The organism is Massilia sp. PWRC2 (genome assembly GCF_049896725.1).
GTDB lineage: Bacteria > Pseudomonadota > Gammaproteobacteria > Burkholderiales > Burkholderiaceae_D > JAFCUW01.
In genome coordinates this window covers 41,271-64,637 of the sequence record NZ_JAFCUW010000016.1, presented here as the reverse complement: position 1 = coordinate 64,637, position 23,367 = coordinate 41,271, and the positions used below count along the sequence as shown (strand labels likewise).

Here is a 23,367-nt window from a genome sequence, read left to right as displayed (position 1 = left end):
ACTGGTCGTCCCGCATGGTCATCACGACGGCGCGCTCCTGTGTCGTCAGATGGGTATAGATTTTCGGCATGGCAGCACCTTACAGCAAAGGGTGTTGCACTTGGTTTTAGAGGCTGCCCAGGATGCGTCTGCCCTCCCTGCCATTTGGCCGGTACACAAGGCCATTCGCACTGTCACGTTATGCCAGATTGCACTGGCCAGGCTCGACGACGTCCGCCGGCAGATAGTTTTTAAATGAAACAATCGCGCGAGTCCCGCCGATGGCGCGCCTTTTCCTCTGACGGTGACGCCCTGCCCTATTGATCGGCAGAGAGCCTGCCGCTGTGCGGCTGCGTACCACCCGGTTGCTGGCCACTGACGACCTGCTTGAGCCGATCTGGGTGTTCATCAATCTGGTCACATTGCGCTGGTCCAAGTCGCCTCGACACCGCCAGATCTACCTGCATCGATGGCGGGAGTGGCTTTATATACTGAAATTTCACGTAGCTGCTGCAAATACCTGATGAGGCGGCACGGCGCTACCTGTATAGACGTGCGAGCTCAGAAACGAGCCGTTTTTACGCCACCCGTACAATTTTAATTACCGTCAAATATTCACTTTACTTGATTGACGAGACATTTTCCGCCACTCACCGCGCGTCATCTGCCGCTGTCGTTGGATATGAATCAATGTTACTCTGAACTATCCGCAAAGCGTATGCGCGTACCCGTGATGTCGAGCCGGTCACCGTCGCGCAACAGGCGGGCGGCGCCGGCCAGCGGCGTGCCATTGACGGTGGCGGGGCCGTCGCCCTGCACTTTTTCGATGTGATAGAGGGCGCCGTTGCGGCTGATGATCACAATCGCCACGCCGGGGCTGCCCAGCGTCGTCATCGTCTTGATCAAGTCCACCGTGGTGCCGACACGCGGGCCGTTTAACACTTTCAGGACGGCCGCTGGCAGGGCGGGCGCCACCGCCTCGGTGGCAGTCACCACGGTCAGCTCGAACACGGAGATGGTGATGCGGTCACCGGCGACCAGCCTGGCGCTGGTGATGCGCTGGCCGTTGACCTTGGTGCCGTTGCTGCTACCCAGATCGTCCAGCACCAGCTCGCTGCCATGGGGCGTGATGGCGGCGTGCCGGCTCGACACCGTGGAATGGGCCAGCACGACGTCGCTGTCGGGATGGCGGCCCAGTGTCAGCCTGTGGCCGTCGAGCAGCAAGTCGCGCACCGGGTGCTTGTCGCGCGTGATCACCAGCCTGGCTGTCATGGCTTTGTTCCTTGTATTTAGGTGGGGGACAAACAATGGATCAACTATGGTTCAGCAGCGGCGACGTAAACGCAAAACGGGGAGCGTCGCCGCTCCCCGTGCATTCTACCCATCAACTTGTCGAATAGCTTAGCTCAACAATGAATGTGGGCAATAACCAACTTTTACAACATCGCTTTCAACAAACGCGCCATTTCCGACGGGTTCTTGGTCGCTTTGATGCCGCACTCGGCCATGATGTCCAGCTTCGCTTGCGCGGTGTCGGCACCGCCGGAGATCAGCGCGCCGGCGTGGCCCATGCGCTTGCCCGGTGGCGCGGTGACGCCAGCGATGAAGCAAACCACCGGCTTCTTCATGTTGTCCTTGATCCAGTAAGCGGCATTGGCTTCGTCCGGACCGCCGATTTCGCCGATCATGATGACGGCGTCGGTGTCCGGATCGTCATTGAACATCTTCATGATGTCGATGTGCTTGAGACCGTTGATCGGGTCGCCGCCGATACCGACTGCCGACGACTGGCCCAGACCGAGCGCGGTCAACTGGCCCACTGCTTCGTAGGTCAAGGTGCCCGAGCGCGAGACGACGCCGATGCGGCCCTTGCGGTGAATGTGACCGGGCATGATGCCGATCTTGATTTCGTCAGGGGTGATCAGGCCGGGGCAGTTTGGTCCCAGCAGCAGGGTACGCGAGCCAGCTTTGGCCATGCGGTCCTTGAGGGCCATCATGTCACGCACGGGAATGCCTTCGGTGATGCAGATTGCCAGGTCGAGGTCGGCTTCGACGGCTTCCCAGATGGCAGCAGCAGCGCCAGCGGGCGGCACGTAGATGACGGACACATTGGCGCCGGTGGCGGCTTTGGCTTCGCTGACGGTGGCGTAGATGGGAATGCCTTCGAAGTCTTCGCCGGCTTTCTTCGGATTGACACCAGCGACGAATGCTTCTTTGCCGTTGGCATAGTCGCGGCAGGCGCGGGTGTGGAACTGGCCCGTTTTACCGGTAATGCCCTGGGTGATGACTTTGGTATCTTTGTTGATCAGAATCGACATAGTAGTTCCTTTAGCTTAGGCGGCAGCGTGAGCGGCGGCAGCGGCGACGACGGCTTTGGCCGCGTCTTCCATCGTGTCGGCGGCGATGATCGGCAGGCCCGAGTCAGCCAGCATTTTCTTGCCGATTTCTTCGTTGGTGCCCTTCATGCGCACCACCAGCGGTACCTGCAGCGAGACCGCTTTCGAGGCGGTGATCACGCCTTCGGCGATGACGTCGCAACGCATGATGCCGCCAAAGATGTTGACCAGGATGGCTTTCAGGCCAGGGTTCTTCAGCATGATCTTGAACGCTTCAGTCACCTTTTCGGCCGTGGCACCACCGCCGACGTCGAGGAAGTTGGCTGGCTCGCCGCCGAACAGTTTGATGGTGTCCATGGTGGCCATGGCCAGACCGGCACCGTTGACCAGGCAGCCGATGTTGCCGTCGAGCGAAATGTAGGCAAGGTCGAATTTCGACGCTTCGATTTCGGCGGGGTCTTCTTCGTCCAGATCGCGGTAAGCGACGATTTCCGGGTGACGGTACAGGGCGTTCGAATCGAAATTGAATTTCGCATCGAGGGCGATGACCTTGCCGTCGCCGGTCAGGATCAGGGGATTGATTTCGGCCAGCGAAGCGTCGGTGTCCCAGTAGGCTTTGTACAAGCCTTTGAGTTGGGCACGGGCATCGGCGATCGAAGCGGCAGGCACGCCAATCTTGGTCAGAATATCGTCCGCTTCGGCGTCTTGCAGGCCGGTCGACGGGTCGATGGCGACGGTGTGGATTTTCTCAGGGTTACTGTGGGCAACTTCTTCGATGTCCATGCCGCCTTCGCTCGAGGCCATCAGCACGACGCGTTGCGAAACGCGGTCGGTGACCATCGATACGTACAGCTCTTTCTGGATGTCGGCGCCTTCTTCGACCAGCAGGCGACGCACTTTCTGGCCTTCAGGGCTGGTCTGGTGGGTGACCAGTTGCATGCCCATGATTTGCTCGGCGTATTCCTTGACCTGCTCGAGCGACTTGGCAACCTTGACGCCGCCGCCTTTGCCGCGGCCGCCGGCGTGGATCTGGGCCTTGACGACCCAGACTTTGCCGCCGAGGGTCTCGGCGGCTTTGACCGCCTCGTCAACGGTCATGCACGCGATACCGCGCGGTACCGTCACTCCGAATTGCCGGAGGATTTCCTTGCCTTGATACTCATGGATCTTCATGCTGGCTTCCCTTCTTCTGAAACTGATGTGGTGAAATAAGTGAAACTAAGACGATGCGTTACGGCGCTGCATCGGCGAGACCGCATTGCGCGCCCAAATACGGCGCGTTAAAAAAATATGATGCCAACGATGATGCAACCGGTGGTGCATCCGGTAGTGCAAACTATGTAACGACCGGCTTGGCGTACCAGCGCGGGTAATAGCGGGCAACGGCCGGGCCGTCGATCCGCAGGGCATGGCAGCGATCGAGCTGGAACGGCTGCTCCATCGAGGCATCGTCGCCATCGCCATCGCGCGTCTGGATGACGTCGTTGGCGTAGGCCTGGATGGCGGCGGTGGGCAACACCAGCGCCAGTTCAGTCAGATGGGTGCAACCAAGCACGCCGGCCAGGCGGTCTTTCAGGCGCAGGCGAAAGTGGTTCATCAGCGAGAGCCCGATCAGGCTTTTGTAGGCGGGACCGATGGTGTCGCAGTAACCTGGATAGGGCACGCTGTCGGACGCCGCCTCGGCGTCGATGATGGTAAAGGCACGGTCAATGGTGATGCGCAAGTGCAGGTCGTGCACGGGGGTGCCGCCGGGACGCAGGCCGGAGGCGAGACGGATGTCGGCGACCTTGATATCGGTAATACGGGCGTCAAGATCCCACAATCCATCCTCGCGGGCATGGGCGTCGACGACAATCGCACGGGTATGCCGTAAAGCGCGTGGGACGGGAGGAGACAGAGGCATAGAGACCAGTGCCGGCGTAGCGGCAGTAATGGGTGATGCAGCCGTGTGCTGATGCACGCCACCCCAGCTTCTGTGGTGGCAACCGCTCTTGCGGCGCTGCTAAAACCCTAAAAGTGTAGCACACGGGGCATTCAAACAAAAGTGGGGCATCGCTTTTGTTGGGAAATCAAGCAGGGGTGAACGGCGGGATGCTGCTTAGCTCAGGGAAAATGGGACAGGCGACTGCGCGCCAGCCCCCCCTGCTGCAAGCCTTGAACGACGGGGCGTCGTCCGTTAGTATAAAAAGAGCATGGCACCGCCGCCGGTGAAGTGCGGGTGCACCCTGCCCGGAGCGCCCGCAGCGACGGCGCCATGCCAAAAACGACATGATGAATTTGCTGAATGTGCTAAATGTGCTGAAAAGCGGGCTGCGGCTGTCACGGCGCGCAGCGTTGCAGCACTTTAAAAATCGTCGTCGAGCCCTTTGATGGCATGCCGCACTGCCGCCTGCGAAAAACCGCGCTGCAGCAAAAAGCGCATTTGCTTGGCGCGCCCGGCGGCGTCGCTGGCGACCTCGCCAAATTTGCGCCGCCAGACGTCGGCCGCCCGCGCTGCCTCCGTATCGACCAGTCCAGTCTTGAGTTCTTTCAAGGCGTCTCCGCTGACACCGTGCTGCTGCAGCTCGGCGACAATGCGGCTGTTGCCGTAGCGCGCTCCGCGCCGGTTGATCAGCGATTCGGAAAAACGCTCCGTCGACAGCCAGTTATGTTGTTCAAGAAAGTCGAGCAACGCGTCCACATCGTCGCCCTCTTCCGCATGCCTGCTCAACTTGCGCCCCAGCTCGATACGGCTGTGCTCGCGCATCGACAGGTAGCGCAGCGCCCGTCCCTTTAAACTGAGCGGTGGACTGCGCATCACCCTTGCGCCCGACGTGGGGGCGCCGTACTGCTTGCCAGTGACGGCAGCGCTAACAAAAAAACATAGAAAAACCACGTCGACAACATCACCGCTCCTGCCTTGACTGCCCAGCGCGCGCCGGTGTCGCCGCCGCGGCGGCGACACCGGTACCGGGGCCAGTGCCAAAGCCATCCACCACTCGCGACCGCCCGGCGCCGTGCTGGCCAGACGGGCTGATCGACTAATCAGCCCGTGACCAGCTAGCCCAGCGTTGGCGCACCCTGACCAGCGCAGTGCTTACTCGGCCACGGCCTTGGCCTTGGCCGGTTTAGCCGCTGGCTCGTCACCGGCTGCTGCTGCAACCACGAAGCCCGGGGTGCCCGGCAGCGCCGGCGGTAGTTCGCGCACGCCGAGGGCGGCACGCACCTTGTTTTCGATCTCGCGTGCCAGCGCTGGACGCTCAACCAGGAACAGGCGGGCATTATCCTTGCCCTGGCCGATACGCTCGCCGTTGTAGCTGTACCAGGAACCGGCTTTTTCGACGATTTTATTGTCGGCGCCCAGGTCGAGGATTTCGCCTTCGCGCGAGGTGCCGGCGCCGTACAGAATGTCGAAGTGCGCTTCGCGGAACGGCGGCGCGATCTTGTTCTTGACGACCTTGACCTTGGTTTCGTTACCAATGACCTCGTCGCCCGATTTGATGGACCCGGTACGGCGAATGTCGAGGCGCACGGAGGCGTAAAACTTCAGTGCGTTACCGCCTGTGGTGGTCTCCGGGCTGCCGAACATGACGCCGATTTTCATGCGGATCTGATTGATGAAGATGACCAGGGTATTGGTGCGGTTGATCGAACCGGTCAGCTTGCGCAGCGCTTGCGACATCAGGCGTGCCTGCAGGCCCGGCAGCGAATCGCCCATATCGCCTTCGATTTCGGCGCGCGGCGTCAAGGCTGCCACCGAGTCGATGACGACCAGGTCGACACTGCCCGAACGGACCAGGGCATCGCAGATTTCCAGTGCCTGTTCACCCGTGTCTGGCTGCGAAATGAGCAGGTCCGACAGGTTGATACCCAGCTTTTGTGCATAGCCCACGTCAAGCGCGTGTTCGGCATCGATGAAGGCACAGGTGCCGCCCAGCTTTTGCATTTGTGCGATGGTCTGCAGGGTCAGCGTGGTCTTGCCGGACGATTCTGGCCCGTAGATTTCCACGATACGGCCGCGCGGCAAGCCGCCCACGCCCAGCGCGATGTCCAGCCCCAGCGAGCCGGTCGAGACGACTTGCACTTCTTCGATGGGCGCATTGCCATCCATGCGCATGACCGAGCCTTTGCCAAACTGCTTTTCGATTTGCGCCAGTGCGGCGGCGAGCGCCTTTACTTTTTCTGCGGCGTTCAAATTCGTTTTCTTATCGTCCATAATGTTCTTTCGTCTTGAGTAGGCCGGTGCAGGGCCAAAGGGAGATCACAGTCACCACTGTACAAGCATACAGTAGTTTGTGCAAGCGCTGTTTGCAGCGGCGCGGCCGGCTGCCAGCTTGGGTGACATGGCTTTTGGTAGCAAAAGCTCGCCTTCCCCGGTTAAATGAAACACAATGCAATTTACATTCATCACGTCGCACCCAGGGGTTCCGCCATGCGCATTTTACTTGCCGAAGATGATAGCGTACTTGCCGATGGATTGACGCGCTCCTTGCGCCAGTCAGGCTATGCAATCGACTGCGTCAGGAACGGTCCCGACGCCGACACCGCGCTGTCGACCCAGGAGTTCGACCTGCTCATTCTCGACCTCGGTTTGCCGCGCATGTCGGGCCTGGAAGTGCTGCGCCGCCTGCGCGCGCGCGCCTCGCTGCTGCCGGTGCTGATCTTGACGGCGGCCGACTCGATCGAGCAGCGCGTCAATGGACTCGACCTCGGTGCCGACGATTACATGGCCAAGCCGTTTGCCCTGTCCGAGCTCGAAGCGCGGGTGCGCGCGCTGACCCGGCGCGGCGCCGGCGGCGGTCCGGCGCTGATCCGCCACGGCCCGCTGGTGTATGACCAGGTTGGCCGCAGCGCCTATATCAATGAGCAGCTGCTCGACCTGTCGGCGCGCGAGCTGGGGCTGCTGGAAATCCTGCTGGCAAGGAGTGGCCGGCTGGTCTCCAAAGAACAGCTGGTCGACCACCTGTGCGAATGGGGCGAAGAAGTGTCAAACAATGCCATCGAGGTGTATGTCCACCGGCTGCGTAAAAAGCTCGAGGTGGGCGGCGTGCGCATCGCCACCGTGCGCGGCCTGGGCTACAGCCTGGAAAAAGCCGCCGCCGAGCCGGCCGGCGCTGCCGTTGCCAGCGCCCCCGCCAGTGCCATCGCCACCGTCAAGTGAGCGAGCGCGATCGCACGGCGCCGGCGCCGCCCTACCGGCCACCGGCCGCCGAACAGGACGAGAGCATCCAGCACTCGCTGTTCGGCGAAATTCTCGACTGGATGCTGGCGCCGCTGCTACTGCTATGGCCGATGAGTATCGCCATTACTTACCTGGTCGCCAAGTCGATCGCCAATCAACCGTTCGACCATGCGCTCGAAGACGCTGTCACCGTGGTGGCCCAGCAGCTGCGCGAAGTCGATGGCCGCGTGGTGTCGCAACTGGCCGGCAGCGCCCGCGAAATCCTGCGCGCCGACGAGGTCGACCACATTTATTTTCAGGTGATCGGGCCGCGCGGCGCGCTGGTCGATGGCGACCCCGATCTGCCGCTGCCACCGGACGACGAACGCGAACCTGAGCGCCGTAGCGCCGCCGTGCAGTTCCGTAACGCCACCATGCAGGGTACCCCGGTGCGGGTGGCCTACACCTACGTCAACCTGCGCCCGGCGACGGCCGCAAGCAGCGCCCCCGCCGACGCCCACCACGCCCTGGTGCAGGTGGCCGAAACGCTCGACAAGCGCGCCGGCCTGGCCAATGAAATCATCAAGGGCGTGATCCTGCCGCAGTTCATCATCCTGCCGATCGTGCTGGCACTGGTGTGGTTTGCGCTGGCGCGCGGCCTGTCGCCGCTGGCGCAGCTGCAGGAACGGATCCGCGCGCGCCGCCCCGACGACCTCTCGCCCATCGATTCGCGCCAGGTGCCGGAAGAGATCTCGCCGCTGGTCGGCTCGCTCAACGACATGCTGGGACGGCTGGCGCAAACCATCGACATGCAAAAGCGCTTCATCGCCGATGCCGCGCACCAGATGAAAACCCCGCTGGCCGGCATGCGCATGCAGTCTGAACTGGCGCTGCGCCAGGTCGATCCGGACGAGATCCACCGCTCGCTCGAACAGCTGGCCAAGAGTTCGGAATCGGCCACCCGCCTGGTCAACCAGCTGCTGGCGCTGGCGCGCGCCGAACAGCAGCCGCATGCGGGCGCGCCGCTGGCGCCGACCGACCTGGCCAGCCTGGCGCGCGACACCGTGCGCGACTGGGTGCAGGCATCGTTCGCTTACCAGATCGACCTCGGTTACGAGTCACCGGTTAATGCCAGCGCCGCCGATACCGTGCTGATCGCCGCCAATCCGCTGATGCTGCGCGAACTGCTCTCCAACCTGATCGACAACGCGCTGCGCTACACGCCCGCTGGCGGCAGCGTGACGGTGCGCGTGCTGGCCGCAGCCGGCGGCAGCGGCCAGGCCGTGCTGGAAGTGGAAGACAGCGGGCCGGGTATTGCGCCGGCCGAGAGGCGCCGCGTGTTCGAGCGCTTTTATCGCATCCTCGGCAGCAGCGTCGCCGGCAGTGGCTTGGGACTGGCCATCGTCCGCGAGATCGCCCAGCAGCACGGCGCCGAGGTCGATATTTTTAATAATCCGCACCGGCCCCTGCGCAACAACCCGGGCAGCCTGTTTCGCGTCACCTTCCCGCCACCACCGTTCGACCATGACGACCCAAGCTGATGTGACCCCGCCGGCAGCAGCCGACGACGCTGGCGCCACCGCCCAGCGCCAGCTGGTGCTGGCCGCTGCCCGCGCGCGCCACTGGCAGCGCTGCATGCGCCTGACCTCCTTGCTGCTAATGGCCTGGCTGATCACCACCTTTTGCAGCGCCTTTTTTGCCCGCGAACTGGCCGGCCTGACCGTGTTTGGCTGGCCGCTGTCGTTTTATCTGGCGGCGCAGGGAGCGGCGCTGATTTATCTGGCCATCCTGGCCGCTTATGCACTGGCGATGCGCCGCTACGACGACGATTTTCAGCAGGCCGCTGGCGCGGACCACGGCGCATGAGCGGCGCCGATTCCAAGCGGGGCGACGCCAGCCGGCGCTTCCGGCGTCTGTCGAAATACTATTTATACTTTACTGCGTGCTTTGCCGCCTTCCTGCTGGCGCTGACCATGCTCGAGAGCGAAGGCATGCCGCGTGCATGGATCGGCTACCTGTTCATGTTCGCCACCATCGCCCTGTATGGCACCATCGGCGTACTCAGTCGCACCTCGAATGTCTCCGAGTACTACGTCGCCGGGCGCCGCGTGCCGGCCATTTTTAATGGCATGGCCACCGCCGCCGACTGGATCTCGGCGGCCAGTTTCATCAGCCTGGCGGGCGGCCTGTACCTGCGCGGCTTCGACGGCCTGGCGTACATCATGGGCTGGACCGGTGGCTACTGCCTGGTGGCGCTGCTGATCGCGCCGTATCTGCGCAAGTTCGCCCAGTACACCATCCCCGACTTTCTGGCGGCGCGTTACAGCGGCGGCGCCATCGACCAGGGCGGCCGCGGCGCCGCCGTGCGCCTGATCGCCGTCGGCGCCACCATCATCGTCTCGTTCACCTACGTGGTGGCGCAAATTTACGCGGTCGGCCTGATCGCCTCGCGCTTTACCGGCGTCGATTTTTCGGTCGGGATTTTTCTGGGCCTGGCCAGCATCCTGGTCTGCTCTTTCCTGGGCGGCATGCGGGCGATTACCTGGACCCAGGTGGCGCAGTACATCATCATTCTGGTGGCCTTTTTGATTCCCACCATGTGGCTGTCGGTCAAACACGCTGGCAACCCGATCCCGCAGGTGGCGTACGGCGCCGTGCTGGCCAAGTTGAGCCAGCGCGAAATCACCCTTGAGCACGACCCCAAAGAGCAGCAGGTGCGCGCCATTTTTCAACAGCGCGCCGACGACCTGGGCGCGCGCCTGAAGGGACTGCCGGCGTCGTGGGAAACCGGCAAGCAGGAATTGAGCCGCAAGCTCGACGCCGTGCGCCGCAAGAACGGCAGCCTGCTCGAGTGGCGCGCCGCCGAGCGCCTGCTGATGGCGTACCCGAAAACGGCCGACGAGGCAGCGCGCCTGTGGGCCGACCAGCAAAGCGCCAACCAGGCGCGCGCCCAGCCAGCCGAGCGCCATACCACGCCATTTCCCGGTGCCGACGCCGCCCAGAGCGACGAGCGGCGCAATAATTTTCTGGCGCTGGTGGTGTGCCTGATGCTGGGCACCGCCGCCCTGCCGCACATCCTGATGCGCTCGTATACGACGCCGAGCGTGCAGGAGACGCGCGTCTCGGTGTTCTGGACCCTGTTCTTCATTTTGCTGGTGTATCTGACCATTCCGGCGCTGGCGGTGCTGGTCAAATACGACGTCTATGCCTACCTGGTGGGCAGCGATTACGCCCACCTGCCTACCTGGGTGTCGTACTGGGCCAATGTCGACAAGCTCAATCCGCTGATCAGCATCGCCGACGTCAACCACGACGGCATCGTCCAGCTGGCAGAAATCGCCATCGATGGCGACGTGCTGGTGCTGGCCACACCGGAGATCGGCGGCCTGCCCTATGTGATCTCGGGGCTGGTCGCCGCCGGCGGCCTGGCAGCGGCACTGTCGACCGCCGATGGCCTGCTGCTGGCCATTTCCAACGCCCTCTCGCACGATGTCTATTACAAGGTGGTCGACCCGACCGCCTCGACCCAGAAACGGGTGACGATTTCCAAACTGCTGTTGCTGGCGGTGGCCTTCATCGCCGCCTACGCCGCCTCGCAAAAGCCGGCCGATATCCTCTCCCTGGTGGGGGCCGCCTTTTCGCTGGCCGGTTCGGCGCTGTTCCCGGCGCTGGTGATGGGGGTGTTCTGGAAGCGCGCCAATCACGCCGGCGCGCTCGCGGGCATGATCAGCGGTTTTGCCGTCTGCCTGTATTACATGCTGCATACCAATCCGATTTTGGGCGGCAGCATCGGTGCGCAGTGGTTTCATATCGCCCCCATTTCGGCCGGCGTGTTTGGCGTGCCGGCCGGGCTGGCGGTGCTGGTGGTGGTCAGCCTGTGCACGGCGGCGCCGGATGCGACCAGTGGCGGTTTTGTCGACCATATTCGGGCGCCGGAATAAAGCCGCAGTCAGGGCATCATTGGGACTGTCCCATGTTTCAACTCCCCGCCATCACTGGCCAGATAGCGCCCGTATTGGAGTATTCTGACCTTCCAGAACACTGACAGGAGACCCACATGACCGCGCCAAGCATACTGGTAGCACAGGGAGGCGGCCCCACCGCCGTCATCAATGAGTCGCTGGTCGGCGTGGTGCTGGCGGCACGCGCTGCCGGTGCCGGCCGCATCTACGGCGCCTTGCACGGCGTGCGCGGGATTGTCGATGAAAACCTGGTCGACCTGGGCCAGGAGAGCGTCGCCGCGCTCGAGCTGGTGGCGGCCACGCCGTCGTCGGCGCTCGGCTCCACCCGCGACAAGCCCGACGTCGCCTATTGCCAGCACATCTTCGCCACCCTGCGCGCGCACCAGATCGCGCAATTTCTCTACATCGGCGGCAATGACTCGTCCGACACCGTGCGCATCGTCAGCGAAGCGGCGCACAAGGCCAATTACCCACTGCGCTGCATCCACATCCCGAAGACCATCGACAACGACCTGGTGGGCAGCGACCACACCCCCGGCTTTCCCTCGGCCGCCCGCTTCGTCGCCCAGGCCTTCGCCGGCGCCAATCTCGACAACGCGTCGCTGCCCGGCATCTATGTGGGCGTGGTGATGGGCCGCCATGCGGGCTTTCTGACCGCCGCCGCGGCGCTCGGCCGCACTGGCGCTGACGACGGCCCGCACCTGATCTATCTGCCCGAACGCACCTTCGAGATGGCGCGCTTCCTGGCCGACGTCAAGCAGGTCTATGCGCGCCTGGGCCGCTGCGTGATCGCCGTCTCCGAAGGCATCCACGACGCCGACGGCAACGCCATCGCCAGCCTGCTGGCCGCGCGCGTCGAGCGCGACGCCCACGGCAACGTGCAGCTGTCCGGCACCGGCGCGCTGGCCGACCTGCTGTGCGACGCCATCAAGACGCAGCTGGGCATCAAGCGCGTGCGTGGCGACACTTTCGGCTACCTGCAGCGCTCCTTCCTCGGCTGCGTGTCCGACGTCGACCAGCGCGAAGCGCGCGCGGTGGGCGAACGGGCGGTCCAGTTTGCGCTCGACGGCAGGGTCGACGGCTCGGTGGCGATCCGCCGCGCCGTCGGCAGCGATGGCACCTACGCGGTCGAGTATGTGCTGCTGCCCTTGCGCGAGGTCGCCGGCAAGACGCGGGTGATGGACGACGCCTTCATCGACGCCACCGGCACCGACGTGACGGCGGCGTTTATCGATTATCTGCGCCCGCTGCTGGGAGCGCACATGCCGGCGGCGCACCATTTACTGGCGGCGCCGGTGCCGAAGATACTGCGGCCCTAATTGGCGGCGAAGGTGACGCTGACCATCGGCGCGTCCAGCCTGGCCAGGTCGGCCGGGTAGGTCAGCGTAATGAGATCGCCGAACGCCTGCGGCAGGTAGTCGACCGTCATTCTCTGGTCGCGCGCAATGAAATGGGTGGCGTCCTGCGCCACCAGTTCGGTCACGGCGCGCTCGCCCAGCTGTGCCATCAGGTGGCGTCCCGTTCTGCTCATGCGGAACACGCCACCGTTGTCGAGCTTGTACACACCGACCATCTCGGCCACTTCCGGCGGCTGCAGCTGGTAGCCCTGCTGGGCGCCGGTAACGCGGATCGACTGGTCCTGGGCCAGGGCGGGCACCGTGCTGACGGCGGCGAGGACAACGAATACAAGGCTGCGCATGATGAATCCTTTCGGCTGGTCGAAGGCGCACTGCACCACTGGGGGCGCCCATGCAGCCAGTCTAGAGAGCAGATCGCTCCGCACAAGCGCCGCCGCGCCCACATGACAAAACTGTCGCTGGGACGATGATGGACAAACTTGCGGAAATGTGACGCCAACCATATATGCATGACACTTTTCTGTATCCGAACAAACCAGCACTGCGCAAACGACAGCGGCGGCCGATGCAATGCATGGGCCGCCGCTGGTTCGTTCGCTGGTTCGTTCGCTGGTTTGTTCGCTGGTTCGCGTGTCCGTTCTTAGGCGACGATGGTCTGGTGCTCGTCGCCGACGCGCGCGCGGATGCTGCCGATCTTGCTGACCGTTTCACCGGCCGCCTGCAACTGCGCCAGCGCGGCGTCGGCCTGGTCGGCAGCGACGATGACGATCATGCCGATGCCGCAGTTGAACACGCGGTGCATTTCAGCGTCGGCCACGCCGCCGTGCTGCTGCAGCCAGTGGAACAGCGGTGGCATGGTCCAGGCCGACGACTCGAGTACTGCCGTCAGGTGCGGCTGCAGCACGCGCGGCACGTTTTCGACCAGGCCGCCACCGGTGATGTGCACCATGCCCTTGATGTCAAACGATTCCATCAGCGCCAGCAGGGGCTTGACGTAGATGCGGGTCGGCTCCATCAGCACATCGGCCAGCGGGCGGCCGTGGAAGTCGGCGTTGAGGTCCGGCTTGGCCACTTCGATGATCTTGCGCACCAGCGAAAAACCGTTCGAGTGCACGCCCGATGAGGCCAGGCCCAGCACGACGTCGCCGGCGGCGATGGTAGTGCCATCGATGATCTTCGATTTTTCGACAGCGCCGACGGCGAAACCGGCCAAATCGTATTCACCGGCCGGGTACATGCTCGGCATTTCGGCGGTCTCGCCACCGATCAGCGCGCAGCCCGACTGCAGGCAGCCTTCCGCGATCCCCTTGACGACGGCGGTGGCGGTGGCGACGTCGAGTTTGCCGCAGGCGAAATAGTCGAGGAAGAACAGCGGCTCGGCGCCCTGCACCAGGATATCGTTGACGCTCATGGCCACCAGGTCGATGCCGACGGTGTCGTGGCGGTTCAGTTCAAACGCCAGTTTGAGCTTGGTGCCGACGCCGTCGGTGCCGGACACCAGCACCGGTTCCTGGTATTTTTTGCTGATCTCAAACAGCGCGCCGAAGCCGCCGATGCCTTTGAGGACGCCTTCGCGCATGGTGCGCTTGGCGAGCGGCTTGATCGCCTCGACCAGGGCATCGCCGGCATCGATGTCGACACCCGCATCGCGGTAGGAAAGAGACACATTCGAAGGTTGGTTCATGGTGTTTTTGGCAGCCGAGGCGGTAGAATGGGGGAGAGGGCGAAGCACGGGCGGCGAGGTACGGGGCCCGCGGTCAAGCCGGTATTTTATCAAAGTCGGCAAGGCGCGGCCTGCTTGATCGCCGCCGGCGCGGTTTTTCGCCGTGTTTTGCCGTGTTTTTACTACCCCGGCGTCTCCACCCAGCGCGGCTATTGCTCCTCCGTTCATGCCCCTACCATTTACCCCCGACCAAAAACAAAGCGCCTTCTGGCTGGCCCTGTGGTGCGCCTTTTTGCTGCTGGTGTATGCGCTCGGCCCCGTGCTCACGCCCTTCCTCGCTGCCGCCATCCTGGCCTACGCGCTCAATGGCGGCGTCGATGTTCTGGCCAGCCGGCGCCTCGGTCGCTGGCGCACCCCGCGCGTACTGGCGGTCAGCGTCGTCATGCTGCTATTTCTCGCCACCGTCACCGCGCTGGTGCTGATCGTGCTGCCGGTGCTGCAAACCGAGATCCCGCTGCTGCTGGCGCAAATTCCCGCCTTCCTGGTCTACCTCGACAATGTACTGTCACCCAGGCTGCACGACATGGGCTTCAAGATCCAACTCGACAGCACAGGCTTGCGCGCCCTGCTCAGCGAGCAGTTTGCCGGCGCCGGCAGCGATGAGATCTGGACCACCGTGCTGTCCTCGGCCAAGGTGGGCAGCACCCGCGTGCTGGGTTGGCTGGTCACCCTGCTGCTCATTCCGGTCGCCCTGTTTTATTTGCTGCTCGACTGGCACAAGCTGCTCGGCGCCGTCAGCGACGCCGTGCCGCGTCGCTATCTGGTACAAACGACCGCCATGGCGCACGAGGTGAACGTGCTGCTGGCGCAGTACCTGCGCGGCCAGCTGCTGGTGATGCTGGTGCTGGCGGCCTATTACTCGGCGGGCTTGACCATCGCCGGCTTCGATGTCGCTCTGCCGGTCGGTATCGTCACCGGCCTGCTGGTATTCATCCCCTATATCGGCTTCGGCCTCGGCTTGATTCTCGCGCTGATCGCCGCCATGCTGCAATTTACCGGCTGGGCAGGCCTGATCGCGGTGGCCATCATTTACGGCTGCGGCCAGCTGCTCGAAGGGTTTTTCCTCACGCCGCGGCTGGTCGGCGAGCGCATTGGACTAAATCCGCTGGCCGTGATTTTCGCCCTGCTGGCGTTCGGCCAGCTGTTCGGTTTCGTCGGCGTGCTGCTGGCGCTACCCGCGTCGGCGGTGCTGATGGTGGCGTTTCGCCATCTGCGCCACCACTATCTGCGCAGCTCCTTCTATAATGCAGGCTGATTATTATCTCCCTCCCTGACGAAGGCAAGCCGCGACACCGTATGAGACGACCGCCATGAAGCAGCTGGTGCTCGACCTGGGCGCAGACCAGGCGCAAAGCCTCGATTCCTTCGAGGTGGGCCAAAATGCCGAACTGGCGCACTTGATGCACCAGTTCACCGGACGCAGCTCGCGTGAACACTTTGCCTACCTGTGGGGCGAAGCGTCGGCCGGCAAGACCCATTTGCTGCATGCCTTGGCTGCCACGCCGGCCTCGCGCTACATCCGCGCCGACCACCCCGACGATTTCGTCTACACCGCCGAGGTGACCCTGTATTTACTCGATGACTGCGGCGCGCTGTCGGCCGAGGCGCAGATCGATGCCTTTGCCCTGTTCAACCAGATCCGCGAACACGGCGCCTACATGGTCAGCACCGGCGCGGTGCCGCCGGCGGTGCTGCCGGTGCGGGAAGACCTGCGCACGCGCATGGGCTGGGGCCTGATCTATCAAATCCACGGGCTGTCGGACGATGAAAAAATCGCCGCCCTCACGCACGCTGCCGATGCTCGCGGCCTGACCATTTCGGCCAGCGTGTTACCCTACCTGCTGTCCCATTTTCGGCGCGACATGCGCTCCCTGTCGACGATGCTAGACGCCCTCGATCAGTATTCCCTCGAAACCCAGCGGCCGGTCACCCTGCCGCTGCTGCGCGACCTGTTACAGCAGGCCGCCTCGCACAGTTCACCAGAAGACTTCAAGCCATGACCCGCCTCGCCCTGTTCGACCTCGATCACACCCTGCTGCCGATCGACTCCGACCACGAGTGGGGAGAATACCTGGTGCGCACCGGCGCCGTCGATGCCGCCGCTTTCAAGCGCGCCAACGACGATTTTTATGCGCAGTACCAGGCTGGCACCCTCGACCCGGTCGAATACCTTGAATTCGCCCTCGGTACGCTGGCGCGCTTTCCCCGTGCCACCCTCGACGCCATGCACGCGCAGTTCATGCGCGAGGTGATCGAACCGGCCATCCTGCCGCAGGCGCTGGCGCTGCTGCGCCAGCACCAGGACGCCGGTGACGTTGTCGCCATCGTCACGGCGACCAACCGCTTCGTCACCGCGCCGATCGCCGCCGCGCTGGGGGTGACGCACCTGATTGCTGCCGTGCCGGAGCAGGATGACAGTGGCCGGCCAACCGGCAAGCTGCGCGGCGTGCCCACCTCCGGCGCCGGCAAGGTAACCCATACCCACGCCTGGCTGGCCGCACTCGGCACCCCCCTCGAGAGCTTCGAGAGCAGCCATTTTTACAGCGATTCGCACAACGACATTCCCCTGCTGTCGGTCGTCACCCACCCGGTGGCGACCAACCCCAACGCCGCCCTTTCCGCGCACGCAGCCCTGCACGGCTGGCCAACACTCCAACTATTCAATGATTAAAACATTCATCCGCAAGATCCTTGGCGTCAAAGAAAGCGTCCGCGATACGTCCGTGGCGGTGGTGCTGGGCCCCGCCGAACACGGCATCGATCCGAAACTGGTGTCGTCGAACGCCATCCGCGTCACCTCCTCGCTGCAGGAGGCCGGCTTTAAAGCATTCGTCGTCGGCGGTGCCGTGCGCGACCTGCTGCTGGGGGTCAAACCGAAAGACTTCGACATCGCCACCGATGCCACGCCGGAGCAGGTCAAACGATTGTTCCGGCGCGCCTTCATCATCGGCCGCCGCTTCCAGATCGTCCACGTGATGTTCGGCCAGGACCTGCTGGAAGTGACCACCTTCCGCGGCGCCGGCGACAGCAATGCGCCCAAGGATGAACACGGCCGCGTACTGCGCGATAACAGCTTCGGTCCGCAGCACGAAGACGCCATGCGGCGCGACTTCACCATCAACGCCATGTACTACGATCCGGCCACCCAGCAGGTGATGGATTACCACGGCGGCATCGGCGACATCCGCGCCAAGATCCTGCGCATCATCGGCCAGCCGGAAGCGCGCTACCGCGAAGACCCGGTGCGCATGCTGCGCGTGGTGCGCTTTGCCGCCCGCCTCGGTTTCACCATCGAGCCAGCCACGCGCGCACCGATCGCCGTGATGGCGCCGCTGATCGACAATGTGCCGGCAGCCCGCGTGTTCGACGAAATGTTGAAGCTCTTGATGAGCGGTCACGCACTGGCCTGCCTGCAGCAGCTGCGCACCGAAGGTTTGCATCACGGCCTGCTGCCGCTGCTCGATGTCGTCCTCGAGCAGCCGATCGGCATGAAGTTCGTCACCCTGGCGCTGGCGTCGACCGACAACCGCATCAAGGCTGGCAAGGGCGTCTCGCCCAGCTTTTTGTTCGCTTCGCTGCTGTGGCACCAGGTGGTGGAAAAATGGAGCGCCTACCGCGCCGCCGGCGAGTCGTCCATTCCGGCGCTGCACCTGGCCGCCGACGACGTGCTCGACTCGCAAACGGAGCAGCTGGCCATCCAGCGCAAGATCGCTTCCGACATGCGCGACATCTGGTCGATGCAGCCGCGTTTCGAACGGCGCACTGGCAAGGCGCCCTATAAACTGCTGGAGCACGTGCGCTTTCGCGCCGGTTACGACTTCCTGCTGCTGCGCTGCGAATCGGGCGAAATCGACATGGAACTGGGCGAGTGGTGGACCGCGTTTTATGACGGCGACGCCAGCGAGCGCGAACTGCTCCTGACCAGCGAGCGCATGCCGGTGGCCGGCGCCCGCAAAAAACGGGCGCCACGGCGCGCCAAAAAACCGGGCGAGCGCGAAGGCGTGGCCGATGGCAGCGGCGAGGAATGATCGCTTACATCGGCATCGGCGCCAATCTGGGCGACGCCCGCGCCAATGTGGTCGACGCTTTTGTGCGGCTGGCGGCGCTGCCTGCTACCTGCGTGCTGGCGCGCTCGTCGCTGTGGCGCACCGCGCCGATCGACTCCTCCGGTGACGATTACATCAATGCCGTCGCCAGCATCGATACCCAGCTCGCTCCCCTCGAACTGCTCGATGCCGTGCGCGCCATCGAACTGGCGCACGGCCGCGAACGGCCGTATCGTAACGCCCCGCGCACGCTCGATCTCGACATTTTGCTGTACGACGATCTGCAGCTCGATACCGATGTACTGACCGTCCCGCACCCGCGCATGCACCAGCGCGCCTTTGTGCTGGCGCCTTTGTGCGAGATCGCGCCGGCGCTGCGCATCCCCGGCGTTGGGCTGGCGGCGGCCTTGTTGCCGGCGCTGGCAGAACAGGCGATCGCGCGGCTCGATGGAGCGGCGCCCGCCTAACTAGCAGCGCCGCCTGCCGCAGGGGGGGGGACTGGCCGGGCTGCGCCTGGCAGCGCAGGGGGCGTCTCCCATGTGTGCGCCCCCAGCAAACTTCGCCAGCGCGCCGTACACTGGGTTTTATTTTCAAAAACTGATTGATGAAGGATATGCGATGAGCTCATATTTGCAGGGTGCCGACATGCAGGGCAAAGAGGCGAACAGCGCCGCAGCAGTAGCGGCGCCCGCCAAGCCCGTGCCCCCCAAAGCGGTCACCGCGCCCATGCTGGCCGCCCTCAAGGCCGCTGGCACGCCCATTACCATGCTGACCTGTTACGACGCCAGCTTCGCCGCGCTGATGGACCGCTGCGGCGTGCACATGCTGCTGATCGGCGATTCGCTGGGCATGGTGTGCAACGGCCACCATTCGACCCTGCCCGTCACGGTGCAGGAAGTGGCGTATCACACGGCGGCGGTGGCGCGCGGCGCCAAGAGCGCGATGATCGTCGCCGACCTGCCATTTGGCGCTTACGGCACCAAGGAAGCGGCGTATGCCAACGCCGTCATCCTGATGCAGGCGGGCGCCCACATGGTCAAGCTCGAGGGCGGCGCCTGGCTGGCCGACACCGTCAAGTTCCTCACCGAGCGCGCCATTCCCGTGTGCGCCCACCTCGGCTTGACGCCGCAGTCGGTACACCAGCTGGGCGGCTACAAGGTGCAGGGCAAGACCACCGCCAGCGCCGACCAGCTCAAGGCCGACGCCAAACTGCTGCAGGAAGCGGGCGCCTCCATCGTCGTGCTCGAAGCGATTCCCGCCGCGCTGGGCAAGGAAACCACGGATGCGCTGAGCATGCCCACCATCGGCATCGGCGCCGGTCCCGACTGCTCCGGTCAGGTGCTGGTGATGCACGACATGCTGGGGGTGTTCCCGGGCCGCAAGGCGCGCTTTGTCAAAAATTTCATGGAAGGGCAGACGTCGATCGAAGCGGCCGTCGCCGCCTACGTCGAGGCAGTGACCGACCGTCGTTTTCCGGGGCCGGAACACTGTTTTTAAAGAATCAAACAACAGTGGAAACCTACTTTTTTTTTGGCCTGAGGTGAGGAGCGAAGGGGAACACCGGCTTACCGGCGCACAGATGGTCAGGCAAAAATCACTGGCGCAGCCAGTTGATTTTTGAGGGGACGCACGCCCGCGGATCATCGGACGTCGCCTCGATTGCGGGGGCCGCGAAGATGGCACGAAAACTGCCCCTCGTCATCGGGCTGTCACAAACGTTGGGTATTGTTTCGATGCCAATGCATTCTAAATAACAATCTGACGGAGAACCCATGAAATTATTGCCACTCGCAGCTGCCCTGATCAGCGCTGTGTTCTCGACCGCCGCACTGGCCGGCCCGCAACTGCTGGCCGTCGGCAGCCTCAAGGCAGGCGGCGCCGATCTGTCGACGCAAACCGCCGGTGCGCTGGAAAACGGCGTCGCCGGTAATCTGCTTGGCGGCATGGGTTCGGGACTGGCCTGGGCCGGCGGCTCGACCTTCCTGGCCACGCCTGACCGCGGCCCCAACGCCGTCCCCTACAATCCGCTGGTTGATGACACCACCTCCTACATCGCCCGCTTTCAAACGGTGACGATGGGCTTGAGCGCCAACACCAGCGGCAGCGGCCTGAAATTTAACCTGACGCCGACCCTGAGCGCCACCACCCTGCTGTCGAGCCCGACTGCGCTGGTGTACGGCAGCGGCGCCGCCGGCACCGGCAGCGTCGGCGGTATCGCCTACACATTGGGTAACGGCACGCCGACCCTGAACGCCACCAACAACACCAATTATTTTACCGGTCGCTCGGACGGCTTCGATGCCAGCAAAACCTCGACGAATCCCAATAATGCCCGCCTCGACCCGGAATCGATCCGCGTGTCGAATGACGGCAAGAGCATTTTTGTGTCGGACGAGTATGGCCCGTATGTCTACCAGTTCAACCGCGCCACCGGCGAGCGCATCGCCTCGTTCGCCCTGCCCGCCAACCTGGCAGTGACCAACCTGAGCGCCCAAGGCAGCCTGGAAATAAGCGGCAACACCAGCGGCCGCGTGGCCAACAAGGGCATGGAAGGACTGGCCATCACGCCGGACGGCAAGACTCTGGTCGGCATCATGCAGGCACCACTCGAACAGGATGCCGCCAAGAGTTTGCGGATCGTTACCATCGACATCGCCACCGGCGTCACCCACGAATATGCCTACATGCTCACCACCGGCAGCGGCGTCAGCGACATCGTCGCCCTCAGCGCCACCGAGTTCCTGGTCGACGAGCGCGACGGCAAGGGCCTGGGCGACGGCAGCAAGGCGGTCATCAAGCAGCTGTTCAAAATCGACATTGCCGGCGCCGAAGACATCACCGCCCAGAGCGGCGACCTGTCGGCCAAGGCGGTCAAGAAGACCATGTTCATCGACCTGGTGGCGGCATTGAAAGCCTATGGCCTGTCGGCCGACAGCATTCCGTCGAAAATCGAGGGCCTCGCCTTTGGTGGCGACGTCATGGTCGACGGCGTGCTCAACCACACGCTGTACGTCGCCAACGACAATGACTTCTTGACCAGCGCCGGCAACAACAATTTTTATGTGTTCGGCGTCACCGATGCCGACTTGGGCGCAGTGGGCGCCACCTTCAAGGCACAGGCGATCACGGCCGTGCCAGAGCCAATGTCGATGGCACTGGTGTGCCTGGGCTTGATGGGTATTGCCGGGGCCCGGCGCCGCCGCAATTAAACTATCAAGCCTCACCAGCGCCGCCCACCGGGCGGCGTTTTTGGTTAACTGAACGTTTGTGGCAAGGCCGTCACGGCCGGCCTTGAATTGAGGAAGCCGGCGGCCGTCGATAACGATATAATCGCCAAAGTTTCCTCAAGAACATCTCCCACATTCATGAATACAATCCTGATCACCTCGGTCGTGCTGTATCTCGTCGGCACGCTCGGGCTGGGCCTCTGGGCCGGCACCCGCATCAAGAACACCAGCGACTTCGCCGTGGCCGGGCGCAGCCTGCCCTTGATCATGGTGGTGACGACCACCTTCGCCACCTGGTTTGGCGCCGAAACGGTGATGGGGATTCCCGCCAAGTTCGTCCAGGGCGGCTTGAATGCCGTCGTCGAAGACCCGTTCGGCGCCGGTTCCTGCCTGATCCTGGTCGGCCTGTTTTTCGCTGCCAAACTGTATAAACTCAATCTGCTCACCATCGGCGACTATTACCGCGCGCGCTATGGCAAGGGCATCGAAATTTTCTGTTCCAGCGCCATCATCCTCAGTTACCTGGGCTGGGTGGCAGCGCAGATTACCGCGCTGGGGCTGGTGTTTTCCGTGCTGACCAATGGCGCCATGTCGGAAACGGCCGGCATGATCGTCGGCACCCTGGCAGTGCTGGTCTACGTGGTGGTGGGCGGCTTTCTGGCGGTGGCGATCACCGATTTTATCCAGATGATCGTGTTGGTGATCGGCTTGACCATCATCGCTTTTTTCGCCGCCGACCTCGCTGGCGGCGCCGCCCCGGTACTGGCGGTGGCCACCAAGGGCGATCTGTGGCGCTTCTGGCCGGCGCCCACCATGACGGAAATTTTCGCTTTTATCGGCGCCGGCGTCACCATGATGTTCGGCAGCATTCCGCAGCAAGACGTCTACCAGCGCGTGATGTCGGCCAAGAACGCTCCCACGGCCCGCGCCGGCGCCGTCATCGGTGGCGCCAGCTACATTCTGTTTGCCTTCGTGCCCATGTTCGTGGTCGCCGCTGCCGTCGTGGTGATGGGCCAGGAAGCGATGGACATCGCCAAGAACGACTACCAGCGCCTGCTGCCCACCTTCGTCCTCACGCGCATGCCCTTGGCGATGCAAATCGTCTTTTTCGGCGCCCTGCTCTCTGCCATTAAAAGCACCTCGTCCGCCACCCTGCTGGCGCCGTCGACCAGTTTTGTAGAAAACATTTTGCAAAATATGCGGCCCGGCATGAGCGACAAGCAAAAGCTGTTCGCCATGCGCGTTTCCATCGTCGTCTTTGCCGCCATTGTGCTCACCTATGCGATCGCCATGAAGGGCACCTCGATTTACGAGCTGGTGTCGTCGGCCTACCAGGTCACGCTGGTGGCCGCCTTCGTGCCGCTGGTGATGGGCTTGTACTGGAAGCGCGCCACCACCCAGGGGGCGATTGCCTCGGTGGCGGCGGGGCTGCTGGTGTGGCTGCTGTCGTTCCCGCAGCTGAGTAATTTCAGCGCCCACTTCCCCGGCCCGCTGGCCGGCCTGCTGGCAGCGTTTGCCGCCATGGTGGCCGGCTCGCTGCTGCCGCAGGTGCTGGAAAACCGCCACGACACCACCAAGACCATGGTGGTTTGATTT

Annotated in this window: 22 protein-coding genes; 14 read left to right on the top strand and 8 right to left on the bottom strand. The window is 63.6% G+C overall.

All coding sequences use genetic code 11. The annotated features are described in order from the left end of the window. Positions 1 to 238, top strand: a 238-nt coding sequence (locus ACP7BZ_RS22005; RefSeq protein WP_426117168.1) for a hypothetical protein, incomplete at its 5' end; no start/stop codon positions are given. Positions 239 to 672: 434 nt separating this feature from the next. Here the strand turns inward: ACP7BZ_RS22005 and ACP7BZ_RS22000 are convergent. From ACP7BZ_RS22000 to recA, 6 genes are all read right to left on the bottom strand, one after another. Further along, on the bottom strand, positions 673 to 1,251 hold the full coding sequence (locus ACP7BZ_RS22000; RefSeq protein ID WP_426117166.1) for an FHA domain-containing protein: 579 nt from the start codon (positions 1,249 to 1,251) through the stop codon (positions 673 to 675). 164 nt (positions 1,252 to 1,415) lie between these two features. Next, a complete protein-coding gene (gene sucD, locus ACP7BZ_RS21995; protein WP_426117164.1) occupies positions 1,416 to 2,297 on the bottom strand; it encodes a succinate--CoA ligase subunit alpha in 882 nt (293 codons plus the stop codon). A 15-nt stretch (positions 2,298 to 2,312) separates the two neighbouring features. Then, positions 2,313 to 3,488, bottom strand: a complete 1,176-nt coding sequence (sucC, locus tag ACP7BZ_RS21990; protein WP_426117162.1) for an ADP-forming succinate--CoA ligase subunit beta — start codon at positions 3,486 to 3,488, stop codon at positions 2,313 to 2,315. Between the two features lie 163 nt (positions 3,489 to 3,651). Continuing rightward, positions 3,652 to 4,218, bottom strand: a complete 567-nt coding sequence (locus tag ACP7BZ_RS21985) for a DUF2889 domain-containing protein (RefSeq protein ID WP_426117160.1) — start codon at positions 4,216 to 4,218, stop codon at positions 3,652 to 3,654. A gap of 441 nt (positions 4,219 to 4,659) precedes the next feature. Beyond that, entirely contained in the window at positions 4,660 to 5,112 is a 453-nt protein-coding gene (gene recX / locus ACP7BZ_RS21980) for a recombination regulator RecX (protein ID WP_426117158.1), read from the bottom strand. A 279-nt stretch (positions 5,113 to 5,391) separates the two neighbouring features. Beyond that, positions 5,392 to 6,510, bottom strand: coding sequence for a recombinase RecA (gene recA / locus ACP7BZ_RS21975; RefSeq protein ID WP_426117156.1), 1,119 nt, complete (start codon positions 6,508 to 6,510; stop codon positions 5,392 to 5,394). Positions 6,511 to 6,726: 216 nt separating this feature from the next. On the opposite strand from recA, the gene ACP7BZ_RS21970 reads away from it, so the two are divergent. From ACP7BZ_RS21970 to ACP7BZ_RS21950, 5 genes are all read left to right on the top strand, one after another. After that, complete coding sequence (locus tag ACP7BZ_RS21970) at positions 6,727 to 7,455, top strand: response regulator (protein ID WP_426117154.1); 729 nt, start codon at positions 6,727 to 6,729, stop codon at positions 7,453 to 7,455. Then, positions 7,452 to 8,996: a sensor histidine kinase N-terminal domain-containing protein gene (locus ACP7BZ_RS21965; RefSeq protein WP_426117152.1), complete on the top strand. Its 1,545-nt coding sequence runs from the start codon at positions 7,452 to 7,454 to the stop codon at positions 8,994 to 8,996. Before ACP7BZ_RS21970 ends, ACP7BZ_RS21965 begins: the two co-directional genes overlap by 4 nt. Beyond that, the gene (locus ACP7BZ_RS21960) at positions 8,980 to 9,321 is read left to right on the top strand and encodes a DUF4212 domain-containing protein (protein WP_426117150.1); all 342 of its coding nucleotides are present in this window, start codon (positions 8,980 to 8,982) and stop codon (positions 9,319 to 9,321) included. The genes ACP7BZ_RS21965 and ACP7BZ_RS21960 overlap by 17 nt, the downstream gene beginning before the upstream one ends. Then, positions 9,318 to 11,396: a sodium:solute symporter family protein gene (locus tag ACP7BZ_RS21955; RefSeq protein WP_426117148.1), complete on the top strand. Its 2,079-nt coding sequence runs from the start codon at positions 9,318 to 9,320 to the stop codon at positions 11,394 to 11,396. Before ACP7BZ_RS21960 ends, ACP7BZ_RS21955 begins: the two co-directional genes overlap by 4 nt. Before the next feature lie 116 nt (positions 11,397 to 11,512). Beyond that, entirely contained in the window at positions 11,513 to 12,736 is a 1,224-nt protein-coding gene (locus tag ACP7BZ_RS21950; protein ID WP_426117146.1) for a 6-phosphofructokinase, read from the top strand. On the opposite strand, the gene ACP7BZ_RS21945 is transcribed toward ACP7BZ_RS21950, so the two are convergent. Then, positions 12,733 to 13,116, bottom strand: coding sequence for a hypothetical protein (locus tag ACP7BZ_RS21945; protein ID WP_426117144.1), 384 nt, complete (start codon positions 13,114 to 13,116; stop codon positions 12,733 to 12,735). The two genes, ACP7BZ_RS21950 and ACP7BZ_RS21945, sit on opposite strands and share 4 nt — an antisense overlap. Before the next feature lie 299 nt (positions 13,117 to 13,415). Further along, positions 13,416 to 14,459 (bottom strand): phosphoribosylformylglycinamidine cyclo-ligase, encoded by a 1,044-nt coding sequence (gene purM / locus ACP7BZ_RS21940; RefSeq protein WP_426117142.1) that lies wholly within the window; start codon positions 14,457 to 14,459, stop codon positions 13,416 to 13,418. Between the two features lie 205 nt (positions 14,460 to 14,664). Here purM and ACP7BZ_RS21935 point away from each other — a divergent pair, with 205 nt between their 5' ends. From ACP7BZ_RS21935 to ACP7BZ_RS21900, 8 genes are all read left to right on the top strand, one after another. Then, on the top strand, positions 14,665 to 15,753 hold the full coding sequence (locus tag ACP7BZ_RS21935) for an AI-2E family transporter (protein ID WP_426117140.1): 1,089 nt from the start codon (positions 14,665 to 14,667) through the stop codon (positions 15,751 to 15,753). A gap of 55 nt (positions 15,754 to 15,808) precedes the next feature. Further along, the gene (gene hda, locus ACP7BZ_RS21930; RefSeq protein ID WP_426117138.1) at positions 15,809 to 16,498 is read left to right on the top strand and encodes a DnaA regulatory inactivator Hda; all 690 of its coding nucleotides are present in this window, start codon (positions 15,809 to 15,811) and stop codon (positions 16,496 to 16,498) included. Then, positions 16,495 to 17,169: an HAD family hydrolase gene (locus ACP7BZ_RS21925; RefSeq protein ID WP_426117136.1), complete on the top strand. Its 675-nt coding sequence runs from the start codon at positions 16,495 to 16,497 to the stop codon at positions 17,167 to 17,169. Before hda ends, ACP7BZ_RS21925 begins: the two co-directional genes overlap by 4 nt. After that, a complete protein-coding gene (gene pcnB, locus ACP7BZ_RS21920; protein WP_426117134.1) occupies positions 17,162 to 18,526 on the top strand; it encodes a polynucleotide adenylyltransferase PcnB in 1,365 nt (454 codons plus the stop codon). The genes ACP7BZ_RS21925 and pcnB overlap by 8 nt, the downstream gene beginning before the upstream one ends. Then, positions 18,523 to 19,011 carry a 2-amino-4-hydroxy-6-hydroxymethyldihydropteridine diphosphokinase gene (gene folK / locus ACP7BZ_RS21915; RefSeq protein WP_426117132.1) on the top strand — a complete coding sequence of 163 codons (489 nt, stop codon included), beginning with the start codon at positions 18,523 to 18,525 and terminating at the stop codon, positions 19,009 to 19,011. The genes pcnB and folK overlap by 4 nt, the downstream gene beginning before the upstream one ends. Positions 19,012 to 19,162: 151 nt before the next feature. Next, the gene (gene panB / locus ACP7BZ_RS21910) at positions 19,163 to 20,041 is read left to right on the top strand and encodes a 3-methyl-2-oxobutanoate hydroxymethyltransferase (protein ID WP_426117130.1); all 879 of its coding nucleotides are present in this window, start codon (positions 19,163 to 19,165) and stop codon (positions 20,039 to 20,041) included. A 275-nt stretch (positions 20,042 to 20,316) separates the two neighbouring features. Then, positions 20,317 to 21,753, top strand: coding sequence for an esterase-like activity of phytase family protein (locus tag ACP7BZ_RS21905; protein WP_426117128.1), 1,437 nt, complete (start codon positions 20,317 to 20,319; stop codon positions 21,751 to 21,753). 156 nt (positions 21,754 to 21,909) lie between these two features. Further along, positions 21,910 to 23,364 carry a sodium:solute symporter family protein gene (locus ACP7BZ_RS21900; RefSeq protein WP_426117126.1) on the top strand — a complete coding sequence of 485 codons (1,455 nt, stop codon included), beginning with the start codon at positions 21,910 to 21,912 and terminating at the stop codon, positions 23,362 to 23,364. Positions 23,365 to 23,367: the final 3 nt, after the last annotated feature.